Source organism: Reichenbachiella agarivorans (assembly GCF_025502585.1).
GTDB lineage: Bacteria > Bacteroidota > Bacteroidia > Cytophagales > Cyclobacteriaceae > Reichenbachiella > Reichenbachiella agarivorans.
This window is the reverse complement of sequence record NZ_CP106679.1, coordinates 4153509-4178584: the sequence shown is the minus strand read 5'-3', so window position 1 is coordinate 4178584 and position 25076 is coordinate 4153509. Positions and strand designations below refer to the sequence as shown.

At 40.4% G+C, this 25076-nt stretch carries 21 protein-coding genes; 14 read left to right on the top strand and 7 right to left on the bottom strand.

What is annotated here, in order from left to right:
* Positions 1-79: 79 nt before the first annotated feature.
* On the top strand, positions 80-352 hold the full coding sequence (locus N6H18_RS17300; RefSeq protein WP_262309539.1) for an STAS domain-containing protein: 273 nt from the start codon (positions 80-82) through the stop codon (positions 350-352).
* Positions 336-1580 carry an oligosaccharide flippase family protein gene (locus N6H18_RS17295; protein WP_262309538.1) on the top strand — a complete coding sequence of 415 codons (1245 nt, stop codon included), beginning with the start codon at positions 336-338 and terminating at the stop codon, positions 1578-1580. The genes N6H18_RS17300 and N6H18_RS17295 overlap by 17 nt, the downstream gene beginning before the upstream one ends.
* An 8-nt stretch (positions 1581-1588) precedes the next feature.
* Here the strand turns inward: N6H18_RS17295 and N6H18_RS17290 are convergent, their stop codons facing one another.
* The 4 genes from N6H18_RS17290 to N6H18_RS17275 are packed head-to-tail and all read right to left on the bottom strand — an operon-like array spanning position 1589 to position 8589.
* Positions 1589-2773 carry a glycosyltransferase gene (locus N6H18_RS17290; RefSeq protein WP_262309537.1) on the bottom strand — a complete coding sequence of 395 codons (1185 nt, stop codon included), beginning with the start codon at positions 2771-2773 and terminating at the stop codon, positions 1589-1591.
* Positions 2770-4344 (bottom strand): cellulase family glycosylhydrolase, encoded by a 1575-nt coding sequence (locus N6H18_RS17285; protein ID WP_262309536.1) that lies wholly within the window; start codon positions 4342-4344, stop codon positions 2770-2772. The genes N6H18_RS17290 and N6H18_RS17285 overlap by 4 nt, the downstream gene beginning before the upstream one ends.
* Positions 4341-5519, bottom strand: a complete 1179-nt coding sequence (locus tag N6H18_RS17280) for a hypothetical protein (RefSeq protein ID WP_262309535.1) — start codon at positions 5517-5519, stop codon at positions 4341-4343. Before N6H18_RS17280 ends, N6H18_RS17285 begins: the two co-directional genes overlap by 4 nt.
* 1 nt (position 5520) lies before the next feature.
* Positions 5521-8589, bottom strand: a complete 3069-nt coding sequence (locus tag N6H18_RS17275) for a hypothetical protein (protein ID WP_262309534.1) — start codon at positions 8587-8589, stop codon at positions 5521-5523.
* A gap of 214 nt (positions 8590-8803) precedes the next feature.
* Here N6H18_RS17275 and N6H18_RS17270 point away from each other — a divergent pair, with 214 nt between their 5' ends.
* From N6H18_RS17270 to N6H18_RS17250, 5 genes are all read left to right on the top strand, one after another.
* Positions 8804-9583 carry a glycosyltransferase gene (locus N6H18_RS17270; protein ID WP_262309533.1) on the top strand — a complete coding sequence of 260 codons (780 nt, stop codon included), beginning with the start codon at positions 8804-8806 and terminating at the stop codon, positions 9581-9583.
* Between the two features lie 360 nt (positions 9584-9943).
* Positions 9944-14200, top strand: a complete 4257-nt coding sequence (locus N6H18_RS17265) for a PAS domain-containing protein (RefSeq protein ID WP_262309532.1) — start codon at positions 9944-9946, stop codon at positions 14198-14200.
* Between the two features lie 194 nt (positions 14201-14394).
* The gene (locus N6H18_RS17260) at positions 14395-14838 is read left to right on the top strand and encodes a VOC family protein (protein ID WP_262309531.1); all 444 of its coding nucleotides are present in this window, start codon (positions 14395-14397) and stop codon (positions 14836-14838) included.
* 140 nt (positions 14839-14978) lie between these two features.
* Positions 14979-15386, top strand: coding sequence for a cupin domain-containing protein (locus tag N6H18_RS17255; RefSeq protein WP_262309530.1), 408 nt, complete (start codon positions 14979-14981; stop codon positions 15384-15386).
* Positions 15387-15561: 175 nt separating this feature from the next.
* The gene (locus N6H18_RS17250; RefSeq protein ID WP_262309529.1) at positions 15562-16230 is read left to right on the top strand and encodes a hypothetical protein; all 669 of its coding nucleotides are present in this window, start codon (positions 15562-15564) and stop codon (positions 16228-16230) included.
* Positions 16231-16490: 260 nt separating this feature from the next.
* Here N6H18_RS17250 and N6H18_RS17245 read toward each other — a convergent pair whose 3' ends face one another.
* Both N6H18_RS17245 and N6H18_RS17240 read right to left on the bottom strand, forming a co-directional pair.
* Positions 16491-17234: a DUF6261 family protein gene (locus tag N6H18_RS17245; RefSeq protein WP_262309528.1), complete on the bottom strand. Its 744-nt coding sequence runs from the start codon at positions 17232-17234 to the stop codon at positions 16491-16493.
* Positions 17235-17278: 44 nt separating this feature from the next.
* Entirely contained in the window at positions 17279-17596 is a 318-nt protein-coding gene (locus N6H18_RS17240) for a hypothetical protein (RefSeq protein ID WP_262309527.1), read from the bottom strand.
* Positions 17597-17882: 286 nt separating this feature from the next.
* On the opposite strand from N6H18_RS17240, the gene N6H18_RS17235 reads away from it, so the two are divergent.
* The 7 genes from N6H18_RS17235 to N6H18_RS17205 all read left to right on the top strand — a co-directional run bounded on the left by N6H18_RS17235 (position 17883) and on the right by N6H18_RS17205 (position 24389).
* Positions 17883-18641: a GGDEF domain-containing protein gene (locus N6H18_RS17235; RefSeq protein WP_262309526.1), complete on the top strand. Its 759-nt coding sequence runs from the start codon at positions 17883-17885 to the stop codon at positions 18639-18641.
* 4 nt (positions 18642-18645) lie between these two features.
* Complete coding sequence (locus N6H18_RS17230) at positions 18646-19539, top strand: nucleotidyltransferase domain-containing protein (protein ID WP_262309525.1); 894 nt, start codon at positions 18646-18648, stop codon at positions 19537-19539.
* A 3-nt stretch (positions 19540-19542) separates the two neighbouring features.
* Positions 19543-20133, top strand: coding sequence for a Cap15 family cyclic dinucleotide receptor domain-containing protein (locus N6H18_RS17225; protein ID WP_262309524.1), 591 nt, complete (start codon positions 19543-19545; stop codon positions 20131-20133).
* Positions 20134-20633: 500 nt separating this feature from the next.
* Complete coding sequence (locus N6H18_RS17220; protein WP_262309523.1) at positions 20634-21473, top strand: SDR family NAD(P)-dependent oxidoreductase; 840 nt, start codon at positions 20634-20636, stop codon at positions 21471-21473.
* Entirely contained in the window at positions 21460-22386 is a 927-nt protein-coding gene (locus N6H18_RS17215) for a helix-turn-helix domain-containing protein (protein WP_262309522.1), read from the top strand. Before N6H18_RS17220 ends, N6H18_RS17215 begins: the two co-directional genes overlap by 14 nt.
* Before the next feature lie 173 nt (positions 22387-22559).
* Positions 22560-23459 carry an NAD(P)H-binding protein gene (locus N6H18_RS17210; protein ID WP_262309521.1) on the top strand — a complete coding sequence of 300 codons (900 nt, stop codon included), beginning with the start codon at positions 22560-22562 and terminating at the stop codon, positions 23457-23459.
* A 9-nt stretch (positions 23460-23468) separates the two neighbouring features.
* Entirely contained in the window at positions 23469-24389 is a 921-nt protein-coding gene (locus tag N6H18_RS17205) for a helix-turn-helix domain-containing protein (RefSeq protein ID WP_262309520.1), read from the top strand.
* Between the two features lie 31 nt (positions 24390-24420).
* Here the strand turns inward: N6H18_RS17205 and N6H18_RS17200 are convergent, their stop codons facing one another.
* The gene (locus N6H18_RS17200) at positions 24421-25056 is read right to left on the bottom strand and encodes a response regulator transcription factor (protein WP_262309519.1); all 636 of its coding nucleotides are present in this window, start codon (positions 25054-25056) and stop codon (positions 24421-24423) included.
* Positions 25057-25076 lie beyond the last annotated feature (20 nt).

Sequence of the window (25076 nt, the reverse complement as noted above, 5' to 3'; positions counted from 1 at the left end):
ATCTTGGACTAGAAAATGAGTCCATACTTTTGACTCAAGTTTTCAGAACGAGGACAATAAACTTTAAACATTTAAGACAATGAAAATACACATCACAGCAGGAGACATCATGCAGCCATCAGATTGGAACGACTTGGTCTCTATCGTCAGCAGCAGAGCCATGGAGGCACAAGATTTCAGGATAGATATGGAAAAATGTCAAGAGATAGACTTGGCGCAGTTCAATGCACTTGTTATGCTTTATGTCAAACTAAGAAGACAGCGCAAGCAATTGAGCTACGTGAACTGCTCACACCCTTCTATACAAAAATTCATCAACAAAACTCAATTTGATCATGTATTCAGTAACTAATGAACTCGCAAAACCGGTACAGCTCAGAGCCTATTTCACGCCGGTTAGGATTTTCTTGATTAGCACCATGCTGGTCAACGGAGGCAATTATGCATATAACTTGGTGCTAGGAAGGGTATTGACACCTTCACAGTTTGCAGAGGCAGGGATATTGGTTACTTTACTTTTGGCATTTTCATTCTTAGCCATGACCTTTCAGATAGTCTCTGCTAAGTATAGCATAGAGCTGGAGGGAATAGACAAGGTTGCTTTCAGACAATGGATTACTAAGATTAGTCTTTGGGCAGGAGGGATCTTGTCATTGCTTGTTATGTTGGCTAGTGGTTCTATTTCGGAGTTCTTTCATATAGACAATACTTGGGCACTACCCACTTTTTCTTTGGCTTTGCCTTTGTATTTCCTGATGAGTGTTAAAAGAGGCTTTTTGCAGGGTACTGAAAAATTCGTAGAGCTATCGACATCTTATCAAACCGAAATGTGGGTAAGGTTGCTGATGACTTTTGCACTGATCTTTTTACTTGATGGAGAAGCCACGACTTGGGTTTCGTTGGCAATAGTAGCCTCTGTATTGGTAGGGTATCAGATGACGGGTAAGACCTCAAAAGTATCGATGAGCTCTGCTCGATTCGAACAGTCTCAACTTGTCTGGAGATTTTTTCTATTGACAGCAGCTTATGAGTGCGCACAGATTATTATCAACTACAGTGATATTATCATGGTCAAGCACTACTTCGATAGTCATCAGGCTGGTTTATATACATCTATGGCATTGATTGGTCGCATGATTTATTTCGTCACTTGGATGGTTGTCATGATCTTGATCCCTCGTATTGTCAAGCTTCGCAAAGAAGGTAAGGCATTTAAGACACAACTATTGCAGTATATCTTGGTGATATCTGTCTTCTCTATTGGGATTGCATCTTTCGCATTTTTCTTTCCTAATCTGATTGTATTGACACTATTTGGTGAAGCATACATGGCAATTGCTCCTTACTTGTGGCTATATGCTTTCGCCACGATGCTCTTTGCTCTGTCCAATGTTTTTGTTTATTACTTTTTATCGATCGATCAATATTTGCCTGTGTACATCGCCATATTTATGGGACTCATGCAAGTTGTTTTGATCTACTTCTTTCATGAAAGTCTGGTTCAGGTTATTTATGTTCAAATCTTCAACCTAAATATTTTATTGGTAGTACAAGTATTGTTCTTTGTTAGAAAAGCCTAGTCGCTGGACTAGTGCTTATCTAACAGCTTGTCGATATGGATCAAATACCAATCAGCAATATCTGCCATACTCAATGAAGCAGCAGCGCGGAAATTTGCTCTTTCCAGCTGATTTCTATAAGCGTCATCAGTTAGCAATAATTCAATCGCCTTGGCCAAACTTTCTACATTTTCTGGCTCAAAGAATTCTCCTCTATAGCCTTCTTCTTCCACCAAAAGGGCCAAGTCTCCCAAGTTTGGTAAAATAGCGGCTTTGCCATAACTACCCGCTTGATGCAAGACACCAGAGCTACCTGTCGTAGAAGTGTATGGGAATACCACTGCAGTGGAGGGTTTGAATATTCTAGGAACATCTTCTTCCTCTACATAGCCTGTGAAAACCATATCAGGTACCGCTTTATACTTCTCTTGTACACCATCTAAGTATCCAGCAACATTGGGATTGTCCGTACCTGCGACTACTAGTTCTATTGGAAAGGACACTCTCTTTCTTACTTCAATGATCGCTTCTATGAGTACCTCGACTTTTTTGTAAGTGCCAAATTTACCAAAGGTCATGACTTGGCGAGGACCTTCTGGAATGCTGTAATCTGGAGTAGGGGGAACTTCGAACGATCCGTGTGGAAGCAATACAATGTTCTTCTTTTTGTACTTGGCTTTTAACACATCGACATATTTCTCAATAGTCACACCTACCAGATTGGCTGTTAGGATAAATCTGGTAAGTATATTACCAATTATACCATATGCCCATTTCAGTACGGGATTGGAGGTTAATCCTGCTTTGGTGAGATCGACCTCTTCCATGATGTTGTGTAGCAATACAATATTCTTGTATTCAAACAATCGTAATAATCCAGGAAGCATCAACCCCAACGCAGCAGCTACTTTCTTGTCTCCAAACAATAGGAATTGTAGATTGATGATGACTACATCAGGTTTGTGTTTTCGGATTTGTTTCAGGATTGAAAAGGCATTTCCCATGGCATTGAAACTCCAGCATGGAATGAACTTCAGTTTATCACTATCACTTTCATACTTCTGATTGTCGGGGAGATGTTCGACATAGAGTTGAAGTTCTTCCACTTCTCCTTTGTCCTGAAAATGTCGAGTCAAATGAAACCCATATTCATTAAGCGTGGTTTTGCTTGGGGGATATGCTGTGACCATCCCGATTTTTAGTTGATTGATCATTTCGTTTTGTTTAGATGATTTTGAATTAAGTTGTATATTTTCTTATTGTTTCCATCAGTGTCAATGAATCCATAAGCTTTTTGAGGAGATTTTTGCCAAGGCCATCTACCTGCTACGTTGGCTGGTACGGAGACAAAATCGTACATCGTCCACATAGCCCAGTGCAGATCAAGTTTTTCAGTGGCTAAAAGTATGTCAGCGTAGTAGGTCGCTTGATCTTCTTGACTGTTGCTCCAAGGGTACCAAAATGCAGAAAAGCTGTGCATACCTGTTTCACCAAGGAACAGAGGTTTTTTAACATCCAGATGTTGCTGTAGCGCCTCTACTTCACCAGCGAATGAAGTCGGGTCACGATAATAATGGAATGAAATAAAATCCAATTCATTGGCCAAATGACTGGCGTGTTCCGGCTGGCTCCATCCGATGGTAGTCAGCGCATGTGGGTCATAGCTTTTGATTCTTCTGTTGATGAAAAATAGCCAGTCCAATACGACTTGCTCTTCTTTGGAATCAAAATCCAAATCAGGTTCATTTTTTAGATCCCAAGCGAGTAGGGCAGGATGATCTTTGAGTAGCGTGACGATTTGTTCTGCATGACGATCCGAGAGCGTCCAGTCTACTACATCATAGCCTAGAAAGAAATCGAAAAGCGTCACAATGGCTTTGAGTTCATGATCATGAATCTTGTCCATGAGATTTTGGAGGTGATCCATATGCAATTGGTGAGCGGATGGGTCATTGAATTCTCCAAAAGGGATGAATATCCTCAGTGTATTGAATCCTAGGTCTTTGATCAATGCGAAATCTGAATCGAAATCTATTGAATCATAATTTAGCCACATTTCCTGCCAAGGATATTGCTGTGGATAATAATTGAGACCTCGGATATGAAAGATGCTATCATCTACCCAGAGCTGCTGACCACTCACGCTAGTACGAGGAATGTGTTTTGGATCTTTTGAGTTTTGAGCCAGTAAGGGACGGCTAACCTTGTGTCGTATCCTCCAGTGGTTGTCTTCTAGCAGTAACATCACTTCGTACTGAGAGGTGTCATAAAAGGATACTTCTGGCAGATCCAATTCTTTGATTTTATGAAAACTTACTACCCGATCTTCTAAAGTAGCAATGGTACCATCCTCTGAGTAAAACTTGAGATCTACCTCATGGGTGATTGTCGTAGCAAGAAGAGTCTTTTTATCCTCTCTGAATTGATGGATTAGCGGAAGGAATTTGGCTCTAAACTGCTCAGTGAAGTAATCATGAAGCCCCTGAACTTCACCTTTTTCGAAAGCTTGAAATTGATAGAAATAGGAAGCGATATAGTCTTTGCCCATTTTGATTTGAACAGCAGGTTCAAACACCCTTCCTTCGTTTTGACCAAGGTTAATCCAGTTGATTTGAGGTTGGTAAAAATCGTTGATATGATAGGAGTCCAGTAGCAACATGTCACGACGTTCGGCTCCTGTTTTGAAGAATGTGATGAACTGCGAAGTGCCATAAAACAATAGCAAGAGAATCACCATAAAACTGACAGTGACATATAGAATCGAAAGTTTTTGGCTGTTGTTCATCTTGTTATCTCTATTATATTTCGAGTCTTGTTTAGACTAACTTCTATGCTGTATTTTCCTGTCTTCATATCCAGAGGCCATCCGAATTCCGCGTAACCTGACTTGATAGGATTGGAGCTTGCATAGTAGTATTTTTCTCCTTTGATTATCAATTTGATGACTATTCCATCTTTTACTTGTTGCCCCATATAGCTGAGTACAGGGCCTACAATGATCCCCCTTTCATTATGTGTTACGGGCAAGGTTTTGATCGCTTGTTCAAAGTGAAGCTGAGTATTTTGACTTGTAGCATATCCTGGAATGCTGGAGTGGATCGTCCACGTGGTAGCTTCGAGTGGAGCTGGAAGATTGACCTGAGCAACACCTGATATGGTTTGACCAATAAGTTGTGCATTGAGGTTGCCGTTGGGATCATTGATGTAGAAATAGACAGCAGTACCATTCTCAACCGTATTTTTCGTACTGTCTTGTATTGGAGTGGTTTTGAGATGTACTAGCTGGTTGCCATCTGCATATCTGTGCTCGCGTTCGATAAGTAAGCTATAATTGATTGGATCATTAGCATAGTAACTTAATCGAAATTCTTTGGAACCTATTTGGCCATTCATGATAGAGACAGACCCTATACCAGTTTTTTGAGGGGCGTACACTCTTTGGAATGCCACTAGGTCTTGCATTTGTGTCACGAATGTCGTGACATGCTCTCCTTGCATGTATTGGACATTCAATGCTGTACTGTCGGGATATGGGTTGTCATATTTGTCTAGTAGGGAGGCAGTAATCATGGCAAAGTCCATCTTGTCTACGATGAGATGTTTAGGTCCACAGTAGGCTTCTATACTAGATTCGGACGATTGATCTACTAAGACACTTGTTTCTCCCTGCCATACAATTTCCTGTTTGTTAAGTAATTTTATTTTGATTCTTCCAGCCACTTGACTAATCTGTGAAGGCAATTGGAAAGAGACCTGACTAGCTTCAAGCTGACCATGGATGGACTCAACACCATAGGCGTAGATCGCTATCATCCTGTCTGGTAATGCAGTGCTGCCACGACAGACCAAGGTGATTGGGTCACCTGCCGTATAGTTTGGTTGTAGGTCTACTACTAGATCTGATTGTGCATGTACTGTAGCTGATAGTAAAAGCGATATGATGACTAGATACTTTTGCATATCAAAACGGTCCAGGGCTACCAACAAAATTGTTGAGGTTGATCATAAGAAACTTGCTGTCATATCCTGGGTAAGGAGTCAAATGCAACAGCGGTGCGGGATGCTGAGAGGCATACTTGTTGATAATATTTTCGTTTTCTAATCCATTTACCTGTAGAATGGGTAGGGACTTCGGTGAGATCAATTGAAGACTGTCTAGATTCATGGTTTGACTTTGAAAATCTGCATATTTCATTGGGAATACACTCTTTTCTGCCAATGATGTAGTGACCCATTGGATCTGTTGGTGCTGATCAAAGAAGGCGTATACCAACTCAGTGATGGTCGAGGTGAGATGCCCATGGTTATAGAGTCTTCCTGAGATTTGATCTTGCTCGATCTTCAGATCTTGAATACTGATGCTTTTGTACAAATCTTGCGTCATGACAGTTGCCAAGACTTCAAGCTTAAAAGTCTCAGGAGTCGGTAGAGTAGCAAGTGAGTCTAGTTTTAACTGGTTCCAAGCGACTGCTTCAAAGTCGATTCTGAAGGATGTTATTTCTTTTGGGAGCAGTTTGTGTGTGAGGTGATATTTGTCGTAGTAACTCGTCAGTACAATCTGATTTTCATCTATCAAGGCGGCTTTTACAGTGAGATCCGCAGGGTAACTGTCTACATTTTGAATCATACCCACTACATGATAGCTACTACCTTTCTTCACCAAATTGGCTTGGAGAATCCTTAGTACAGGTCTGTCTAATACATCTTCATGGAAGGTTTCTTTGGTGGTGATTTTGCGTCGTCCTTGGTTGAGAAAGTTGACTTCTGGAATGTCTGAGAATTGATTGGCTGGTATATAGTTATTGAATTCATTGGCTTTGATATACCATTTCCCTCCTTTTTTGATGACTTCATGCAATTGTGTTTTGTGATAACTCTCCAGCGGAGTTATCCATTCTAGCTGTGTTTCTATTTTGGCGTAATCAGCTGTCGACGTTAAGATTTCCGTTTCGATCGTATTGATTTTGCCGTAGGAGTCTACTATTCCATCTGTCACTGATGTTTCCAACAAGAAGCGATCAAGAGTCAAGCTATCTGCAGGATCTATGAAAGAATGAGCCTCTTCGAATCTCTTGAAATCCAGCGCATCATAGTAGGATTGAACAACTCGTTCTGGACCCAATTGTTTTGCGTTCATCAGGTAGATTTTTGCAATCAAACCTAGAGCTAGTAACAGAATCAAGAGAATCCAATACTTGATCACGAAATAGAAAAGGGGACTAATTTTCTTATCCAAAGTCTCCTGATTGCGATAGTCGTCGATTAATTTATTAGACCCTGATACGTGATGAATCCAATGCAACTGGACGTTGAAGAAAAATGCTATGAGCAGTGTACAGATCGGTACTATTCCCCACATGATTTTTTGGAAGCGGGGTATATCCTTCTTGGGTAAAACAGATGGTAAGGCAGATACGTCTGATCTTTCCCATACTGTGATCCCATTGCTAAGAGATTTTACCCTGAGCCAACCCGAAAAATAGAGTAGAGGATCATAGAATTTGTCATTGGAGAAGATGTATTTGAGATGGAAGGTTTCGGGTGAACTGAGAAACTGCTGCAATGTTGCGATTCCTTCTACACCTCTATACTTAGAGTTTTCTAGTCTTTCGATCGCTCGTGTGGTCAGTTCTGGTACACGGCGAGCCGAGTGATAATTCCCATCAATCGTCATGGCATCTGTATTGGCCGAGAGCCAAGCCATTTGATCTCCAAAACCGAGTGTCAGGTAGCGCCATTTGTAATGTTTATCGCTTTGAAGGAAATTCTGGATGGGCTTTAGGTTGATGGATTCAGGTTGTAATGGACGGAAGAAGCTCAGATTCATCGTGAATCCTGCGCTAAAGAAAATGCAGATCACCATAATACTGAGATAGAATGAGTAAACCGCCTTAGATCTACGAGCCATGATTCGCTGGTACAGATCACCCTTGGTGAAGCGCCATAAAAACTCCCCACCTAACGGCATGGCATAAATGGTCGCCCAAAAAGTAAAGCGCTCAAGCGTCAATATATTGAAGGCATTTTCTCCCAATAGCATTTTTGGAATGGGCGTAGTACCTCCCGTTCCTAAGAGTGTAAGCATGGCGAATGACAGTCCCAAAAAGATGTTTCGTTTAGAAAAATACCTATAAAAACAGTAGGGCCAAATCAGTAATAAAAAACCCCAAGGGATGATGAAAAAAACTAGTCCCGAACTAAAAACTTCTATGAAGTTGTCTCGTGATCCGTGGGGTATGGGTACCTGTGTAATAGGGTCACTTTTGGACCATATCCAATATGGTAGTATGACCACCATGGCCACTATGATCGTCATGAAACCAAAGAAAATAATGCGTGGCAAATATTTTTTTACATACTTGATAAATAGTGCTATGCCCACTTTTTCATAACTACCAGCTTCGTGTCTAGCACCATCCATGACAGCAGTCCCCATCAGAGGAACAACAAAAAACACCATTCCAAAAATGGGAGTTACGTGGTGTGAGCAGACTGCTACAGCTATTAGGCTCATGCCATTGAAAAAGTAGCGGAATTTGCCATAGCGAACGAAAAGATATATTTCAGGCAGGGCGTGCAAAAGCCAACTGATTCCCATCATCATCGGGATCTGCCCGAATACGTGAAAGGCTTCCACCACACTGGGAAGGAATACAGCGATCAATGCTGCATATGCTGCTGCTTCGTCGTTGGCAGTGATGAGTTTCGCAAAACGGTAAGATCCTGTGACATATAATACCACTATGGCAAAGGCTAATAAAAACGCCCCGAATTTTAACCCTCCTATAAATGACAAAAGCGCAAAGAGCTGATGTGTCAATGGAGGATAACTGATCAAACTAAACCCAGTGTACCAACTAGGCTCCCATGGGTCAAACCAGGAATCTCTATAATGATCCGCAAAAAAGATATGTACGAATATATCATAGGTGTTTTCCAGTGTGCTAAAAAAGGAAGCTCCATGAAAAAGCAACCCTATAGCTACTGCTAGAGCCAATACATTGTACGTCTGTACTTTGTTGTTAGTCATAATACAAAAATTGTAACCATAGTAAGTCCCTCAAGATTTTGTTCGTCGAAACGAGCAAAATCAACTACTAATTGTTTTTCTCTTACAATGTGCTACTCAACTATCAAAATCCGCTGCTCATCACTAGATATTGTAGGCTCAACTTTTATTGAGAAGATGTAAACTGATTCACTACAATATTTGCGATGTAATCATTTGATAAATAAAAGATACTATGAAACACGGAATCGTAATACCCTGCTATAATGAATCATCCAGATTAGAACTGAACACATTCATTGAATTTGCCAAGAATCATCACGATATCACGCTTTGCTTCGTCAACGACGGGAGCAGTGATCCTACGAGATCAACCTTGGCCGGAATCAAAAACTTGGTTCACGAAAATGTATTTGTCTTTAATGTAGAAAAAAATGCTGGAAAAGCCAACGCTGTAAGACAAGGAGCTTTGTTTTTGCATCGTGAAACAGATGTAGATACCATTGGCTTTCTAGATGCAGATCTATCTACTTCCTTTCAGGATTATGGAGACCTACTCACAGAAATCGAAAGTTCAAAAGGCAATCTAAAGATTGTTTTTGGCTCTAGGAATATCAACGATGGAGTCAATGAGATCGAACGAAATCCAATCAGAAAGCTTGTCAGCGATATGATTAGGGTTCTCATCTTTATGATCACTCGTTTGAGAATCGCAGACACGCAGTGTGGAGCGAAGGTCTTCCACAGAGAGTTAATTCCAATGATATATGATCAATCTTTCTTTTCTAGATGGTTGTTTGATGTGGAGATTCTACTAAGAGTTAAAAAGAAAATGGGCAAAGATTCTTTCTTAGGTATATTCCTAGAAAAGCCACTCAAAACCTGGGTTCACATGGAAGGGTCAAAATTAAGTGCCAAAGATTCAATCATGATTCCATGGAATCTGATTCAAATATGGCTTGAGTATGAATGTAAACCCATGCTTAAAAATGCTCATTTGGTTGTGAAGAGATAGAAGTAAGTGATGCCACTTATTTCTTCATTTTCTACCTTGACATAGATATAATCATACCTTGTTTCTTGAAATGAGACAAATAACCTACGAAAAGCATGTCTATTTCTCATTATCTAAAGGTTGTTTATTTCAGATTGGAATCTGACTTTGGGGAATACTTTAGTACAACTAATTTTTGCTGTTTACAAAAAATATCGTACAGCGGTTGCAATCAGACGATTTACCCGATTTTGACTAGGTTTTTCTGCCTATTTCGCCTTTTGTTACCAAACAATTACACCGGATATTTAGGCATAGATCGGTATAGATTTCATTTCTTGCCTTGATCTATTTACATTAGGATTTTCCAATTCTTAGTTTATGAAAGATCGGCCTTCAATTCATGATAGTGTATTCAACCTGCTACCTGATGTTTGGTATCTGGTGACTACCTCAGGCGAACTCATAGATGCTAGTCAAAAGCTGATGAGTGAATTTGGATGTCAATTGACTGAAGTTATCGGTCAGAATCTGGCAGCTATATTCAATTGTACGGGGTTCGATGATTTGCACCAGAGGACACTAGACAAAGGACAGGTCGTAGCTCAAATACTGGACATCAAAAACCAACAAGGCAAACATTTCATTGTTTCTATCTCCACCTCCATAGTAGAATCCAAGGATGGAAAACACGAGATACTGGGCAGTATGCGCAATATCACAGATCATGTGGCGATTTATCGCGAGCAGCAAGATAGTCTCTTGAGTTTTGTGGATGTGATCAACTCTAGTTTGGACGGAATGATGATCATTGACATCCCAACCAGACGTGTGTTGGATGCCAATGACAAAGCCTTGGAGATCTTTGGCTATACCTTGCAGGAAATCAAATCCATCCCAATTCATCAAGCAGCACTGGGTTCAGAAACCGAGATGATAGAGTTTTTTGAATACCTATTGAAAAAAGGTGAGATCAGGATCGAAAGGAAAATCATGCACAAGAATGGTGATCTGATGGACGTGGAACTATCAGCAAGAATGATGCAGATAGGTGAAGGCAATTTGTTTCAGTGCAATATCCGTGATATCACACTCAAAAAGCGATTGTACAAGATCAATAAATTCAAAGGAGAGGTCTTGGCGATGAAGGAGTTTGGTAGAACCATGACGGATATTTTGGTGAGGTTATGCACGGAGCTGGATCAAGTCTATCTCAGAAGGAGTTTTGGTGTAATTGCATTTGAACCTGATTGTGACCCATGGATTTTTGGAAAGCAAACAAGTATTCCAGTAAGCTTTCAACATTGGCTGATTCAGTTGATGGTCAAAGACAAGGAGAAGTTTAATTTTTTGAGAAGGCAATGTTTCAATGAAAATTTTGAAACCTATATCCATCACCTCAATGAAGATGAGGGACATTCTGTTAAATACATGAGCTGGTCTTGTTTTTCTATTTACAAGGGAGTACAGCTAGTAGGGTCTATGGTGGTATTTAATCAGTCAGAAAATGACATGCACTCTGAAGAACTGGAAAGCATAGGTCAACTCATCCAAATCATCGGAAACGTATATCAAAAAATAGAGCAGGAAAAACTGTTGTTGAACAGCGAGAATCGGTACCGGGAATTGGTGGACAATTCTCCCATGGCGATTGGTGTCTATGTCGAGGGAAAAATAGAGTTTGCCAATCAGGAATTTTATAATATTCTAAAGTTAGACTTCAATAAGAAGATTGGTGCTCAGGACCTGATCGCCTTAGTCCCTCCTGATCAAATGCCTGAAATATTGAAACTGGTGGATCAAATCAGGGAGCAAGGACAAATCCCCATCACAGAACTCACGTTGATTGATGCTGGAGGTGACACATTTACGATTATGCTCCAAGGGACAGTGGTAAGCTATATGGGCAGAGAATCTCTCCAGTTTGTGTTTTACGACATTTCGGACAGAAAAAAAATCGAAATGGATCTGAAGGAAAGTCGTGAAAAATTTCGCTTGGCAGCACAGGGAGCAAACGCTGGTATTTCTGATCATGATTTGATTGCCAATAAGATGTGGTGGTCATCTAGGATGTACGAATTGATGGGGTACGAAGAAGGAGAAATAGAGGCCAGTATTGAAAACTTCAGAGCACTGCTACATCCAGATGACTTGATAATGCTGCGGTCCGAGATCGCTAAGAATGAAACTAAGTACTCGATCGAGTACCGCCTCAGGTTGAAAAATGGTGAATACAGATGGTTTCAGGCCAGTGGTCAGGGGCAGAAGGATGAACAAGGGAATACAATCAGAAGAGTGGGGATTTTGGTTGATATCCACCAACGCAAAGTAGCGGAAAACCAAGTGCGTGACAGAGAGCGTTTGCTCAATACCACAGGAATGGTTGCCAAAGTAGGTGGATGGCAAATTGATAAGCAAAATCGAATACTCAAATGGACAGATCAGACCTTTTTGATTTATGGTCTTGATCCTCGACAAGATATTTCTCTCGACGTAGCGTTGAGTTTTTACAATGACCAAGACAGCGACAAAATCAAGAAAGCGATAGATGCCTGTTTTGCAGGAGAGCCCTTTGAGTTTACTTTTCGCTTCACTTCAGCTACAGGGAAGGAATTGTGGGTTGATTTTTCGGGGATCCCTGTGTATGAAGAGGGTGAAATCGTAAAAATAGTAGGTGCACAAAGAGATTTGACACATTACATTCATCAGATCGAAGGGATCAGAGAGAAAGAGAGGAAGTTAGTCAACGCCAATCATTTGGCACAATTGGGTAATTGGGAGTGGTATTTGGACAGCAATACCTATTATTGGTCAGAGGAGCTCTATCGTATCTTGGGAGTGAAGGCTTCTCAAAAACCCACCTTAGAGTTGCTAGAAAGTACTTTGCTCCCAGGTTCCAAATTGGAGTTTGCAGCAATGCTGCAGCGATCACTTGTTGATGAGGTTGCTGCACAGGTGGAACTACAGCTGATGCAACCCAACACAGGACTGCTCAAATACATTTCTGTCAGAGCGATCAATGCACGAAATGAAAAGGGAAAAGTCGTGAGAGTATTTGGTACGGTGCAAGACATCACGGATCGCAAACAAGTAGAAATTGACCGTCAGCAGCGAGCCCTTTACTCCAATGTCGTCTTGGGACTGAATGCCATCGCGTCCAATGTGCAAAATGACTGTTATCTGACTAAGGAGTATTGCAAAGCTTTGGTCGAACAAGTTGGGTTTGACTGGGTGTGGATCGCAGATGTGGAGAGTCTTACAAGTACTGGTTTTAGACCAGAGAGCTATCATTTCAGTGAATTGGCTTATAAAACCTTAGATATCAATACTGTAGTTCAATCCGAAATCGCAGAGCCTGCTTTGAATGTAATCAAAGGGAAGAAAATGATAGCGATTTCAGAGATAAGTCACTGTGATCAGTTTCCTAAATGGAAGAAGGCAATTTCAGTTCATGGCTTTCAGTCCTACATTTCTATTCCTTATTTTCAAGGTGATCAATTGAAGGGGGGCATCAATTTGTACAGTCTGACCAAACTTGATTTCACAGATTCTCTAGAAGAATTTTTATTCAATCTGGCAGATGATTATGCGAAAAGTCTGTACGCTATTCATCTCAAGAAAAACAGAGATGAGCTCAATGAATACAACAAGCTGCTGCTAGACTCGCTTGATGTGGTGTCTATCAGCTATGATTTGCTCAACAAGAAGGCTTCTATATTTGGAAACACACAGAATCTAGTTGGATATGATTCGATTGAATTGGAAGAGATGCTCAAGGACTTTCGAAAATATGTGCACCCCAATGACTTGGCCATGATGATGAGTCAGTTGGATTCTACCATCATGTCAGGAGGTAATTTTGATGTGGACTTTAGGATCAAGCGTCATGACAATCGTACCGTATGGATCAATTCGATCGGGAAGGTGTACTGGGAAGAAAATGCCTTGGTCAGGATCGTAGGGATACTCATCAATACCGATGAGAAGAAACAGCAGGAAATGAATCAGGTCAAGGCACAAATGGCAGTCAGAGACAACGAAAGAATCAGAATCGCCCGCTCGATTCACGATAGTCTCGGACAGACCCTGACTATCGCTTGTATGAGTCTAGATGCTATTTCGGACGATGTGAAAAAGCTCCATGTCGATAGGCAGGAGTTGTATCATGATGCATACAAACTGCTCAATGAGGCCATCGAAGAGTCCAGGACGATTTCGCACAATCTGATGCCTTCTATTTTGATGGATTTTGGATTGGTCAAATCTATTCGTTCTGATATCACCAAACTCAATAGATCAGGTCAAATCCAGTTTGATTTTGAGTTTGACGAGGCGAGCAACAGACGTTTTGATCAGGAGATCGAGGTGAACTTGTACAACATCACACGTGAGGCTGTCAAGAACATATTGAAACACTCACAGGCTACTCAAGCCAAACTTGAAATCAGCTTGGTGGATCAGCTCTTAACACTAAAAATCAGTGACAATGGGGTAGGTTTAGATCCCAACATTGCCAAGTCAAAAGATGGTTTAGGGCTGGGGAGTATAGAGAGTAGGGCCATCAGTATAGGAGCTGAGATATATATATCAGGAGAGGGAGGTTGTAGCATTCATATCGAGTTGGAAGTAATAGAATAGGTTGGGATTTGTCGCAATTGACCCTGTATAATGACGCTTTAATAGCGTGATTTACTCCATGCTAAATTTTACTTTTGATGTATCCTCTTAGGAGAGGAAATCTTTTGTCATTGCTTTGAAAGGTGATGATAAGAGATACATGAATGATAGATGACATCATATTTAGAATAAATCAAACTTTAAACGAAACAGTAATGGCAAGTGTAAGTACTTATCTCAATTTTCCTCGCAATACGGAGGAAGCATTCAATTTTTACAAATCAGTTTTTGGAGGAGAATTCTTTGGAGAGGGACCGATGCGTTTTGGAGATGTTCCAGCTCAAGAAGGGATGCCACCCTTGGCCGAAGAAGATAAAAATCTCATCATGCACATTGAGCTCAAAATACTAGGGGTCCATAATTTGATGGGAACCGACGCACCAGAATCTATGGGATTTCAAGTCAATTTTGGCAACAATTCATACATCAATCTGCAACCAGATACCCGATCTGAAACCAAGAGACTTTTTGATGCACTGGCCAAAGGTGGTCAAGTGACCATGGAGCTGCAGGATATGTTTTGGGGGGATTACTATGGCAGTTGCACGGATCAGTTTGGTGTGCAATGGATGTTCAATTGCGGAGAAAAGGTGAAATAACAGCGCGATAGACATCACCCTTATAGATAGGAATAGCAAGTATTTGAAGTCACTTGGTGATTTGATCAAAACTCGAAGCTGGCAATGTGCAAAAGTTGCTATTCCCATTTATCTTGTCACCTATTATCAATCAACACCTCATGGATCAAGCAAACAAACAGGCCCTCATATTGCAGGCCAACGAAGGTAGAAAATACCAAATGGGAAGCATGCAGGCGGTATTCAAAGCTGATGAAGCTGAAACGCACGCTCAATACAGTATATCAGAATGGTGGATGGATCCTCACGCTCAGGGGCCAGGAGCGCATCTGCATGACGAAAATGATGAAGTTTTTTATGTATTGGAGGGTACTGCATCGATATTGGTTGGTGAGGAGTGGATCAGTGCTGGCAAAGGCGCTTTTGTCAGAATCCCTGCTGGTATGCTGCATGATTTTGAGAATCGTACAGATCATAAAATGGGCTTGTTGAACTTCTATATTCCTGGGGGATTTGAGAGAAACATGCCAGCGATAGTACAATGGTTTGAAGATCACCAGAATGGTTGAGTGATTGATTCTTTTGGGTTGCTGCTAGAATGTACGCAAATAAAATTCAGTATTCTAGCCTATTGTTGCTCACTGATAACTGTCCTAAACTTGCACAAGCAAAGTTGCGACTTGTGCTGATACCCAGCAGGATGAGCTTCACATAGCGACCCAAACCAGAAAACTCAACCATGCCATGAGGCGAAAACACTCCGATCACGACAAATATTGGCCAGAATGGATAGAACACTCCACTCATGTCATGGCCATAGCGTTGGATGAGAACTGTCGTGTCATGCAATTCAATCGATCCTGCTCCAAGGTTTTGCCTACCACTGAGGGACAAGTAGCCTCATCGGTGAGGCTCCTTGCTGGAGACCAACAGGCAATCGATTTGAAGCTTTTGTCTCTTTCGGATTTGCCCATGTCCAAAATTCACGCGTGGTTCAAAACAGGAGACAGTTGTACCATGGTAGGTTCGGATTGGGAGTTGTCACGGATGAGCCTCGGCGAGGAATCATATTTCATTATCATGCATACAGTGCTGACGCCCCAAGGCAGAGAATGCTATGATGAGGATGAAAAGGATCATTACGAAAGATGTTTCATTCAACAGCAAAGCGAACTCGAAGAAATTGCTTTTATCCAAGCACATGAGTTTCGCCGACCTCTGGCCAATATGCTGGCCATCTTTGATCTTATTGATTTAAATCTCCGAGAGGAAGGAATCAATATTGATGAAATTCTCAACCTATTGGACTTGCTCAAAGTATCCGTGCAAGAAGCAGATGAGGTTATCGCAAAGATTGTCCTCAAGACTGCCAACAGCAGGTGGGTCAAAGTAGCCAATCGCCTGGATGTCTGATGAGTCCTATCTTAGATGAGGGTATCTATATCAAGATATTGATGCATGGTTGATCTTCAAAGCTGCCGTAGTATAAAGCTACTTGATCTCACCCATTACAACTCTTTTTTGATTCTTGGTGATTTATTATCACCAGCACTGAGCTTTTACCTGAGAGTTGGGATTGGCTCATTGCAAGTCAATGGAGATTAGTCCAATAAAGTCGATACAGCGAATAACCCCACAGTCTGGGTAGTCATTCGCCGTATATTTCAGATACTTTAGGCTGCTACGGGCGTCTCTGGATCAGTACTGGCTTTGCCTTTGCGACTAGCCAGTAGGGTGTTGTACTTTTCGATCAAGACATTGAGCTGACTCACGGTGGCTCCATAGGGTGCTGCGCCCTTGTGGATGGTGTGGTAGCTGACGATCAGGTCGCGCAACTCATAGTAATGCTCGCCCATACTCAGTCTGAGGTCACGTACCTTGACAGGACTCACGCTGCTGGCCTCCTCGGTGCGGGACAGATAGAGATCGTTGAACTCCTTGTTGGCCAGGGTCAGTTCCTCTTTCCAGTCGTCTAGGTGCAGTGCCGTGATGGCAGCCGCCAGTTCGGGCTTGGTAGTCCAGTCGGTTAGCATGCTGCTGATGCCAGCCGTCTCACTCTGGTAGTTTGCTCTGGCGAGGTTCCCACTGCCATATTGCCCCAGATTGCGCTGTAGAGCGAGTGCATGCCCACGGATAGCCTGGTCAAAATGGTTGATATAACCCGACACCACCAGATTGATGCCAGTGACGGCATGGTCACGACGGTCATCGGCAGCTTCCAGTAGCGCGGTTAGGGCGCTGCCTTTGTCTGGGTTGAGTAGGACGGTGAGTTCATCATTTTCGGTTTTCAGCAGGTTGTAAGCCTCTTCTACCTTCAGGGCAGCAGGGTCGTTGCGCTGGATCAGTGCCAATACGTCGCTGTTCAGTTGGGAAAACTCGCTGTTGCGTAACCTAGTGATTGCGATTCCATTGATCATAGTTTAGTTAGTTTATGTGATTAATTTATTTAAAAATAGTATGTTCATTTTCTAGCCATGGTAGCAGCAGGTTTGGGTAATGCTACGATCTGCCCTTGCAGCTTGCAGCAACCCTGCGTACTGCTACGGTCTGTGGTCGCAGCTTGTAGCGACGTTTTGTACTGGTACGATGTGTTCTTGCAGCTTGCAGCGACCCGTCGTACTCGTACGATTTGCTCCTGCAGATTGTGGCAGCCTGTAGTATGGGTACGATCTGTTCCTGCGACTTGTAGCGGCTTTGCGAGGAGGTACAATCTGCTCCCGTAGCTGGGAGCGACATAGCCAATGGGATAGCTATGAAGTATATAACTGGTTGGTTTCATATAGGTCAAGTTATTCAATCCTCAGCTTTGCCGCCATCCCTATATTTGGGTATTTTTTGGGTGGTTTGTGGTATTAGAGAGGGAAAAGTTTGTCGCTATGATGGGAGAGGGTGTATTTTGCTATGCTGATCAAGTCAAGGCATTCGGTACTTCTGATTTAGATGGACGGAGTGTTTTGAGTATTGCACTACGTAGAAAAATATAGTGCACTGTAAAAAAGATATAAGGCAAGTATGCGGAACTTTTGTCCGCATGCTCAAATGTTAGGCAACATTAGAATGAACCAATGAGATATTTAAAAGATTCATTTTCAAAATTTAAAAAGGATGTACTTTCTAAGGTCTTCTATGATTTGCTGAAATATTTGTTTATTACCTTCATTTTAGTACTTGTCCTTAAGTACGTGCCAATTGCGAAGGAAAAACTCGAACTAGAATTATCAATTACTTTATGGGTTATCTTAATTTATTCCTTGGTTTTAATTGGTATAAGCCTTACCACATCATATTTATTATTCAATAAAAGATTTAAAAAGATACAAGCTGATAGTCAAATAGATGAATTAACAGGGCTAAAAAATTATAAAGCATTGGAGTTAGATATAGACAACTTAATAAGCAATTGGAACTCAAATGACGAACCAATATCTTTTATTTTATTAGATATAGATGATTTTAAGAAATTCAATGAAGATAATAGCTATGAAGTAGCGGACAAAATTCTTACAAAATTAGGCAACCTTTTAACCAAAGACAGTAGAATAACTGATGAAACCTACAGGTATTTCATGCGTGGTGATGAGTTTCTTATAATTGCTAAAAAGACATCTATTTCCAACGCTCAAATTGCTGCTGAAAGGAAGCGAAAGCTGATTGCAGATTCAACATTTAATATTGATGGGAAGAACTTCAACTTTACTGTTAGTTGCGGAGTAACAGAGTATAATCAAGGCGAATTAAAATCGGAAGTACTCGAGAGAGTAAATCAAGCACTGCAAAGTGCTAAAAAGAAACCGAATAAGAATTGTACAGAAATAATAGTCTAATAATATGGCAAAGTACACTGAAGACCAATTAGTAAGTTGGACAAAACCACCAAGTGATTCAGAACAGACAAAACTTGAAAATTCTGAACGAATGGTTCGAGACGCCATAAACTCTGACGAAAAACTAAAAAAGAAATCAACAGAAACTTTTGGTCAAGGTTCGTATGCGAATAACACAAATGTTAGATTGAATAGCGATATTGATATAAATGTAAGATACACAGGTGGCTATTATTTCAACTTACCCCCTGATGTAACCGAAGAAGATGTAAATATTGCTCATATAGAGTCAAGCGGCTATTCTTATTCAGAGTTTAAAGATGATGTAGAAACAGCATTAGTAAATAAATTCGGCAGAAGTGAAGTAGTTAGAAATGATAAATGTATAACCGTAAAAGCAAACACAAATAGAATCGAAACAGATGTAGTACCTACTTGGAATTTTAGAAGGTATTCAAAAAATGGTAGTTATGTGTTAGGTGCTAAATTTTGGTCAGATAAAGGAAAAGCTACGGTAAACTACCCGAAGCAGCATATAGAAAATGGAGTAAACAAAAATTCGAATACCTACCGCAGATTTAAACGACTTACCAGACTGCACCGAAAGCTCCGTTATAAAATGATTGATGATGGTGAGAACGTAAGCGACAATATCACCTCTTTTCTTTTAGAGTGTCTTGTTTGGAATGTTCCAAATCGCATAATGAATGACAATGATTCTTGGACAGAAAGATTAAAAGAGTCAATAGTCTATATATATGAACAAACCAAGGACGAAGAAACTTGCAAAGAATGGGGTGAAGTTTCTGAATTACTCTATTTGTTTGTTGGGAGAAAATGGACTTATCAGGATGTTAACTCCTACATGGTATTATTATGGAATCACTTAGAATATTAGGCTATGGTTACTTATAACATTCGAGTATTTGCTTTTACAATTTTAGGACTAGTCTTCCTTACCTATGGTATCATTTTCATATCAACTCAGAATTTGGATAGCATAGACTTAAATAAAGCGGTTAGCCATATATCTACCACAATATCAATAAATGTGATTCTATGGACTGTGTTTATTAAATGGGCTTGGAAATGGAAGATGTTTTATCCTTGGCTTGTACCATTTCCAAATCTGTCAGGTGAATGGACAGGAGAGTTGAAGTCAAATTGGAATGAAAAGTCACTTGACCCAATTCTGACTGAAATAAAAATCAACCAGACCTTTTTTAATGTTCAAGTGAAAATTAAAACGAACGAAAGTAGAAGCCACAGCATTGGAGCTTCTTTTGATATTGACAAAGACCGTGGATTAGAACAACTCATTTACTCTTATATCAACACTCCAAAATCAAGTGTTAGAGAAAGAAGTGAAATTCATTATGGCTCTACCCTTCTAATTTTTGAAGGCTATAAAGTCAATGAAATGGAAGGTCAATATTGGACTGACCGAGAAACAACAGGAGATATTAAACTAAAAAGAAAAAACGTTGCCTAACAAGGTGTATAGTGCATACCCTGCGGGATACGCACCATACACAAACCGTTGGCAACAAAATGAACCTTTCTACCCGCTGTTCGACTTTTGTAAAGTCGAACCCTTATCGTAGGACTTGTAGTCCGAGTGCTCGGAAAGCTTCCCAATGATCAGTAGTGTCTCTCACATGGTTGGTCTAGAATCCAGTCCAAGATTGATTCCTCACCCCACCGCTCAAATCAGATTTTTTTCTATTGCCATTTTGACGAGCTGAGCACTGTTGGTGACGTTGAGTACAAGCAATAGCGGTTTGGGTGTTAACCTGAACCGCTTTTCCATTAAGTAAAAGTATATTGTTATTTGAAAAGCAGTTGCACAAAATCCGCTACTGCTCATACACAAGACCTTTAGCGGTAATAAGACAAAAACTCAATCATAATATTGAATTTGAATACGTTTAGCCTTGATTTGAAAACTTTATTCATCTAAGTGTCCGATAGTTTTGTATAAAACAAAAAAATATGAGTACACAGAAAATTTGGTTTATTACAGGGGCCTCTAAAGGGATGGGACTTGAAATCACAAAAGCAGCTTTAGATAATGGAGATAAGGTAATTGCAACTTCTCGAAATACGGACACGCTTTTAGAAAAAATTGAAGATCACGAGGGTAATTTACTCCCCATTAAATTGGACATCACCAATGAAAAAGAGGTTAAAAATGCTATTTCAAAAGGCATAGATGAATTTGGACAAATAGATGTTGTGGTCAATAATGCAGGGTATAACCTATTGGGTAATATCGAAGAAATAAGTGATGCCGAGTTTAGAAAAACAATGGATGTTAATGTTTTTGCAATGACCCATATCATCAGAAATGTACTGCCACACCTACGCAATCAAAAATCGGGGCACATTATTAATATCGCATCTATGATGGGCTATATGAGTTATCCTGCTAACGGAAGCTATAGCGCTTCAAAATATGCGGTTATAGGTCTATCAGAAGCGCTGGCTCAAGAAGTTGCACCTTTTGGCGTAAAAGTAACTATCCTTGCTCCGGGAACATTTCGTACAAATTTTATGAATGAGGACACACTCAATGTGGCGCAACATAAAATTGATGCCTATAATTTAGATAAACAGGTAGCACAGTTTACAGGGTTTGATGGTAAGCAATTAGGAAATCCTAAAAAATTAGCAGCCCTAGTGCTTAAACTTGCAGAAATGCTAAATCCTCCCTTGCATCTTCCTTTAGGTTCTGATAGTTACAATGCCATTTTGCAAGTTCGCAAAAACGAAAAAGAAGAAATGGAACAATGGAAAGCTTTATCTTTATCTACTGATTTTGAAAAAGAATAGTGTGAAAAAAGCTGCTCCATATAAAATTGAATCAATATCTGAACTTCATAGATTATTCAATTTGCCAAAACCAATTCATCCTTTAATAAGCGTGATTGATTTTGAGCATTTGAAATTCGATTCTAATGAGATATGGAGCAGCTTTTATTATGATTTCTATTGCGTAGCGATTAAAAAAGGGGCTTCAGGCAAATTTCGGTACGGACAAGGTCATTATGATTTTGATGAAGGCGTAATGAGTTTTACCAAACCAGGTCAAATCTTTTCTGTCGCAAATCCTGCAGATGACCCTGTGTCAGGATATATGATGGTTTTTAAACCTGACTTAATACGACATTATGAATTAGGAAAGCATATTGATAATTATGGATTTTTCTCCTATTCAACCGCAGAAGCGCTTCACCTTTCTGAAAAAGAAGACCATATCATTATGTCCCTAATGCATCAAATGCAAGATGAACTAAAAAACAACATTGACCATTATAGTCAAGATGTAATAGTGTCGCATATTGACTTGCTTCTGAATTACGCAAAGCGTTTTCATAATAGGCAGTTTTTGACACGAAGTTCTGTGAATAATGATATTGTCATAAAAATGGAAGAATTAATGGATGTGTACTTAAAAAGTAATGCTACACTGTCGGGTGTTCCCACAGTCAACTATTTTGCAGAAAAGCTCAATATCTCTCCTAATTATTTGAGTGATTTATTAAAAAATACTACCGGCAGAAATGCGCAAACCCATATTCAAGAATCCATAGTTGAAAGAGCGAAAGAACTACTTTCCACAACTAATCTTAGCATAAAGGAAATCGCTTATGATTTAGGGTTTGAATACCCTCAATCATTCAGTACTATGTTTAAAAAAAACACACAACAATCACCATTGCAATTCAGAGCATCATTTAATTGAAAAAAAATCTACTGCTTGCAACAGATTTAAAAACAGCGGTTTTAGTTCTTAAATGAAAGAAAAAGAACAGACCTTACATTAGCCTACAACAATCATATATTTGACTACAAACGTCCTTCTGTTTCTGCGGAATTTTGTTAAGCAATTTTGCAAAGCACATAAAAACAGAAAAGATGAAAATTACACTTGCAGGTTCATTAGGCCATATAGGTAGACCGCTAACGCAGGAGTTGGTACAAAAAGGACATTCGGTAACAGTGATAAGCAGTAACGCCGAACGGCAAAACGACATTGAAGCTATGGGAGCGACAGCAGCCATTGGCTCTATAAAAGATGTTGATTTTATTACTTCAGCATTTACAGGTGCGGATGCTGTATTTTGTATGGTGCCACCGGCAAACTATTTTGACCATGATCTTGATTTACTTGCCTATTATAAAGACCTGGGGAATAACTACGCACAAGCCATAACGCAAAGTGGAGTGAAAAAAGTCGTTAACTTAAGTAGCATCGGAGCTCATATGAAAGAAGGTAACGGCATACTTCAGGGCACTTTTTATGTTGAAAGCATACTCAATGCATTACCTTCGGATGTTGCTATGACTCACGTTCGTCCTACCGAATTTTACTACAATTTGCTGCCGCAGGTTCATTCGGCAAAGGCTCATGGTTTTATAGCATCTAATATCGGAGATGAGGTTGTAAATGCGTGGGTATCACCCATGGATATTGCTAGCGTCATTGCCGAGGAGATTACCTCACCACTTGCTGGCCAAACAGTACGGTATGTGACAAGTGATGAACTTACTTACAATGAATTGGCAGCTATTTTAGGTGAAGCGATAGGAAACCCAGATTTGAAATGGGTAACCATAACGGATGAACAGATGAGAGAAGGTCTGGCAGCTGCGGGCATGCAACCAGCCATTGCGGAGGGTATGATGGAAATGTATGCCGCTATAAACAGTGGTTTATTGTACGAACATTACAACGAACATAAACCCAAGAAGATGGGCAAGGTCAAAATGAAAGATTTTGCTCAAGACTTTGCAGAAGCGTACAATCAACTATAGCCATAGATTATGAAAAACATAGCGCCTCATCATATCAAAACAATTAGCGAATACCATCGATTCCGAGGCTTACCTAAACCAGAACACCCATTGATGAGTGTTATAAATTTGGATGAAGTAAGGAATCTTTCAACTGATGAGCAAACCAGTTGGATATTTGATTTTTACTCTATTGCGTTAAAAAGAAATATTGATTCTACGGTAAAGTACAAATATGGTCAGCAAACCTACGATTTTGATGAAGGCGTCATGTTTTTCATCGCTCCCAAACAGGTTTTTTCAGTCGAAACAGAAGGGGATTATAAGCTTTCGGGATGGATGCTGCTCATTCATCCCGATTTTTTATGGCAAAACCCATTGGCAAAATCCATAAAACAGTACGACTTTTTTAGTTACTCGGCCAATGAAGCCTTACACCTTTCAGATAAAGAAGAGACTACAATTATCAATATTTTTCAAAGTATTAGGCAGGAGTATCTTTCTAATATTGACAAGTTTAGTCAACCCCTGATCATTGCCCAACTAGAAGTGTTACTCAATTATTCAGACAGATTTTATCATCGTCAATTCATAACCAGAAAAATATTCAACCATAAAATATTAAATCGTCTGGAAGAAATACTGAAAGATTATTTCAATCAGGATAGTTTGATAGAAAGTGGATTACCTACTGTTCAAAATATTGCTAAAGAACTAAATGTATCGCCCAACTATTTAAGTGGTTTGTTGAAAACCTTGACGGGCCAAAGCACACAACAACATATCCACGAAAAATTGATTGAGAAAGCAAAAGAGAAATTGTCAACTACCAACTTGTCAGTGAGTGAAATTGCTTACACATTAGGCTTTGAACACTCACAGTCGTTCAGTAAGTTATTCAAAACAAAAACAAGCTTTTCGCCATTGGAATATAGGCGGTCATTTAACTGAATGAAAGAACAAAGAAGCAAAACCCCACCCCTCAAATCAGATTTTTTTCTATTGCCATTTTGACGAGCTGCGCACTGTTGGTGACGTTGAGTTTTTTCATGATGTTGCGGCGGTGAGAATCGACCGTTCTGGTGCTGAGGAATAGGTGATCAGCGATTTCTTTGTTGGTCGCGCCGTTGACCAGTTCTTTGAGTATTTCTTTCTCTCTTTTGGTGAGCATGGATTTGAGGCTTTTGCCGGGACTCCTGCGCTTGATCAGGGAGGCACCTAGTATATCGACCACCTCTGGCGTGTAGTAGAGTTCGCCCTCTGCTATTTTTTCTACCGCAGCGATGAGTTGTTCTGCTTTGGTGTTTTTGGGTAGGTAGCCCAAGGCACCTGCTTCGAAGGACACGAGGATGTACTCTTCGTCATTGTGCGTGGACAGTACCAGTATTTGTGTTTTGGGAGCAGCTTTTTTGACCAGCGGGATCAGATCCAGCCCCGACATGCCAGGCATAGAGATGTCAGTGACCAACACATCTGGCTTGTGTTCTTTGACCAACTCTAGGGCCTGCTCTCCAGAGCTAGCTTCTGCGACGACTATGATGGTGCCACATTCTTCGAGCAATAATTTGAGGCCTTTTCGGACCACACTATGATCATCTGCGAGTATTACGCTTGTCATGTTTGTGAGTGATTAAATAG

Coding starts and splice junctions, on each gene's coding strand:
- N6H18_RS17300 (WP_262309539.1), top strand. CDS start 80: ATGAAAATACACATCACAGCAGGAGACATCATGCAGCCATCAGATTGG.
- N6H18_RS17295 (WP_262309538.1), top strand. CDS start 336: ATGTATTCAGTAACTAATGAACTCGCAAAACCGGTACAGCTCAGAGCC.
- N6H18_RS17290 (WP_262309537.1), bottom strand. CDS start 2,773: ATGATCAATCAACTAAAAATCGGGATGGTCACAGCATATCCCCCAAGC.
- N6H18_RS17285 (WP_262309536.1), bottom strand. CDS start 4,344: ATGAACAACAGCCAAAAACTTTCGATTCTATATGTCACTGTCAGTTTT.
- N6H18_RS17280 (WP_262309535.1), bottom strand. CDS start 5,519: ATGCAAAAGTATCTAGTCATCATATCGCTTTTACTATCAGCTACAGTA.
- N6H18_RS17275 (WP_262309534.1), bottom strand. CDS start 8,589: ATGACTAACAACAAAGTACAGACGTACAATGTATTGGCTCTAGCAGTA.
- N6H18_RS17270 (WP_262309533.1), top strand. CDS start 8,804: ATGAAACACGGAATCGTAATACCCTGCTATAATGAATCATCCAGATTA.
- N6H18_RS17265 (WP_262309532.1), top strand. CDS start 9,944: ATGAAAGATCGGCCTTCAATTCATGATAGTGTATTCAACCTGCTACCT.
- N6H18_RS17260 (WP_262309531.1), top strand. CDS start 14,395: ATGGCAAGTGTAAGTACTTATCTCAATTTTCCTCGCAATACGGAGGAA.
- N6H18_RS17255 (WP_262309530.1), top strand. CDS start 14,979: ATGGATCAAGCAAACAAACAGGCCCTCATATTGCAGGCCAACGAAGGT.
- N6H18_RS17250 (WP_262309529.1), top strand. CDS start 15,562: ATGAGGCGAAAACACTCCGATCACGACAAATATTGGCCAGAATGGATA.
- N6H18_RS17245 (WP_262309528.1), bottom strand. CDS start 17,234: ATGATCAATGGAATCGCAATCACTAGGTTACGCAACAGCGAGTTTTCC.
- N6H18_RS17240 (WP_262309527.1), bottom strand. CDS start 17,596: ATGAAACCAACCAGTTATATACTTCATAGCTATCCCATTGGCTATGTC.
- N6H18_RS17235 (WP_262309526.1), top strand. CDS start 17,883: ATGAGATATTTAAAAGATTCATTTTCAAAATTTAAAAAGGATGTACTT.
- N6H18_RS17230 (WP_262309525.1), top strand. CDS start 18,646: ATGGCAAAGTACACTGAAGACCAATTAGTAAGTTGGACAAAACCACCA.
- N6H18_RS17225 (WP_262309524.1), top strand. CDS start 19,543: ATGGTTACTTATAACATTCGAGTATTTGCTTTTACAATTTTAGGACTA.
- N6H18_RS17220 (WP_262309523.1), top strand. CDS start 20,634: ATGAGTACACAGAAAATTTGGTTTATTACAGGGGCCTCTAAAGGGATG.
- N6H18_RS17210 (WP_262309521.1), top strand. CDS start 22,560: ATGAAAATTACACTTGCAGGTTCATTAGGCCATATAGGTAGACCGCTA.
- N6H18_RS17205 (WP_262309520.1), top strand. CDS start 23,469: ATGAAAAACATAGCGCCTCATCATATCAAAACAATTAGCGAATACCAT.
- N6H18_RS17200 (WP_262309519.1), bottom strand. CDS start 25,056: ATGACAAGCGTAATACTCGCAGATGATCATAGTGTGGTCCGAAAAGGC.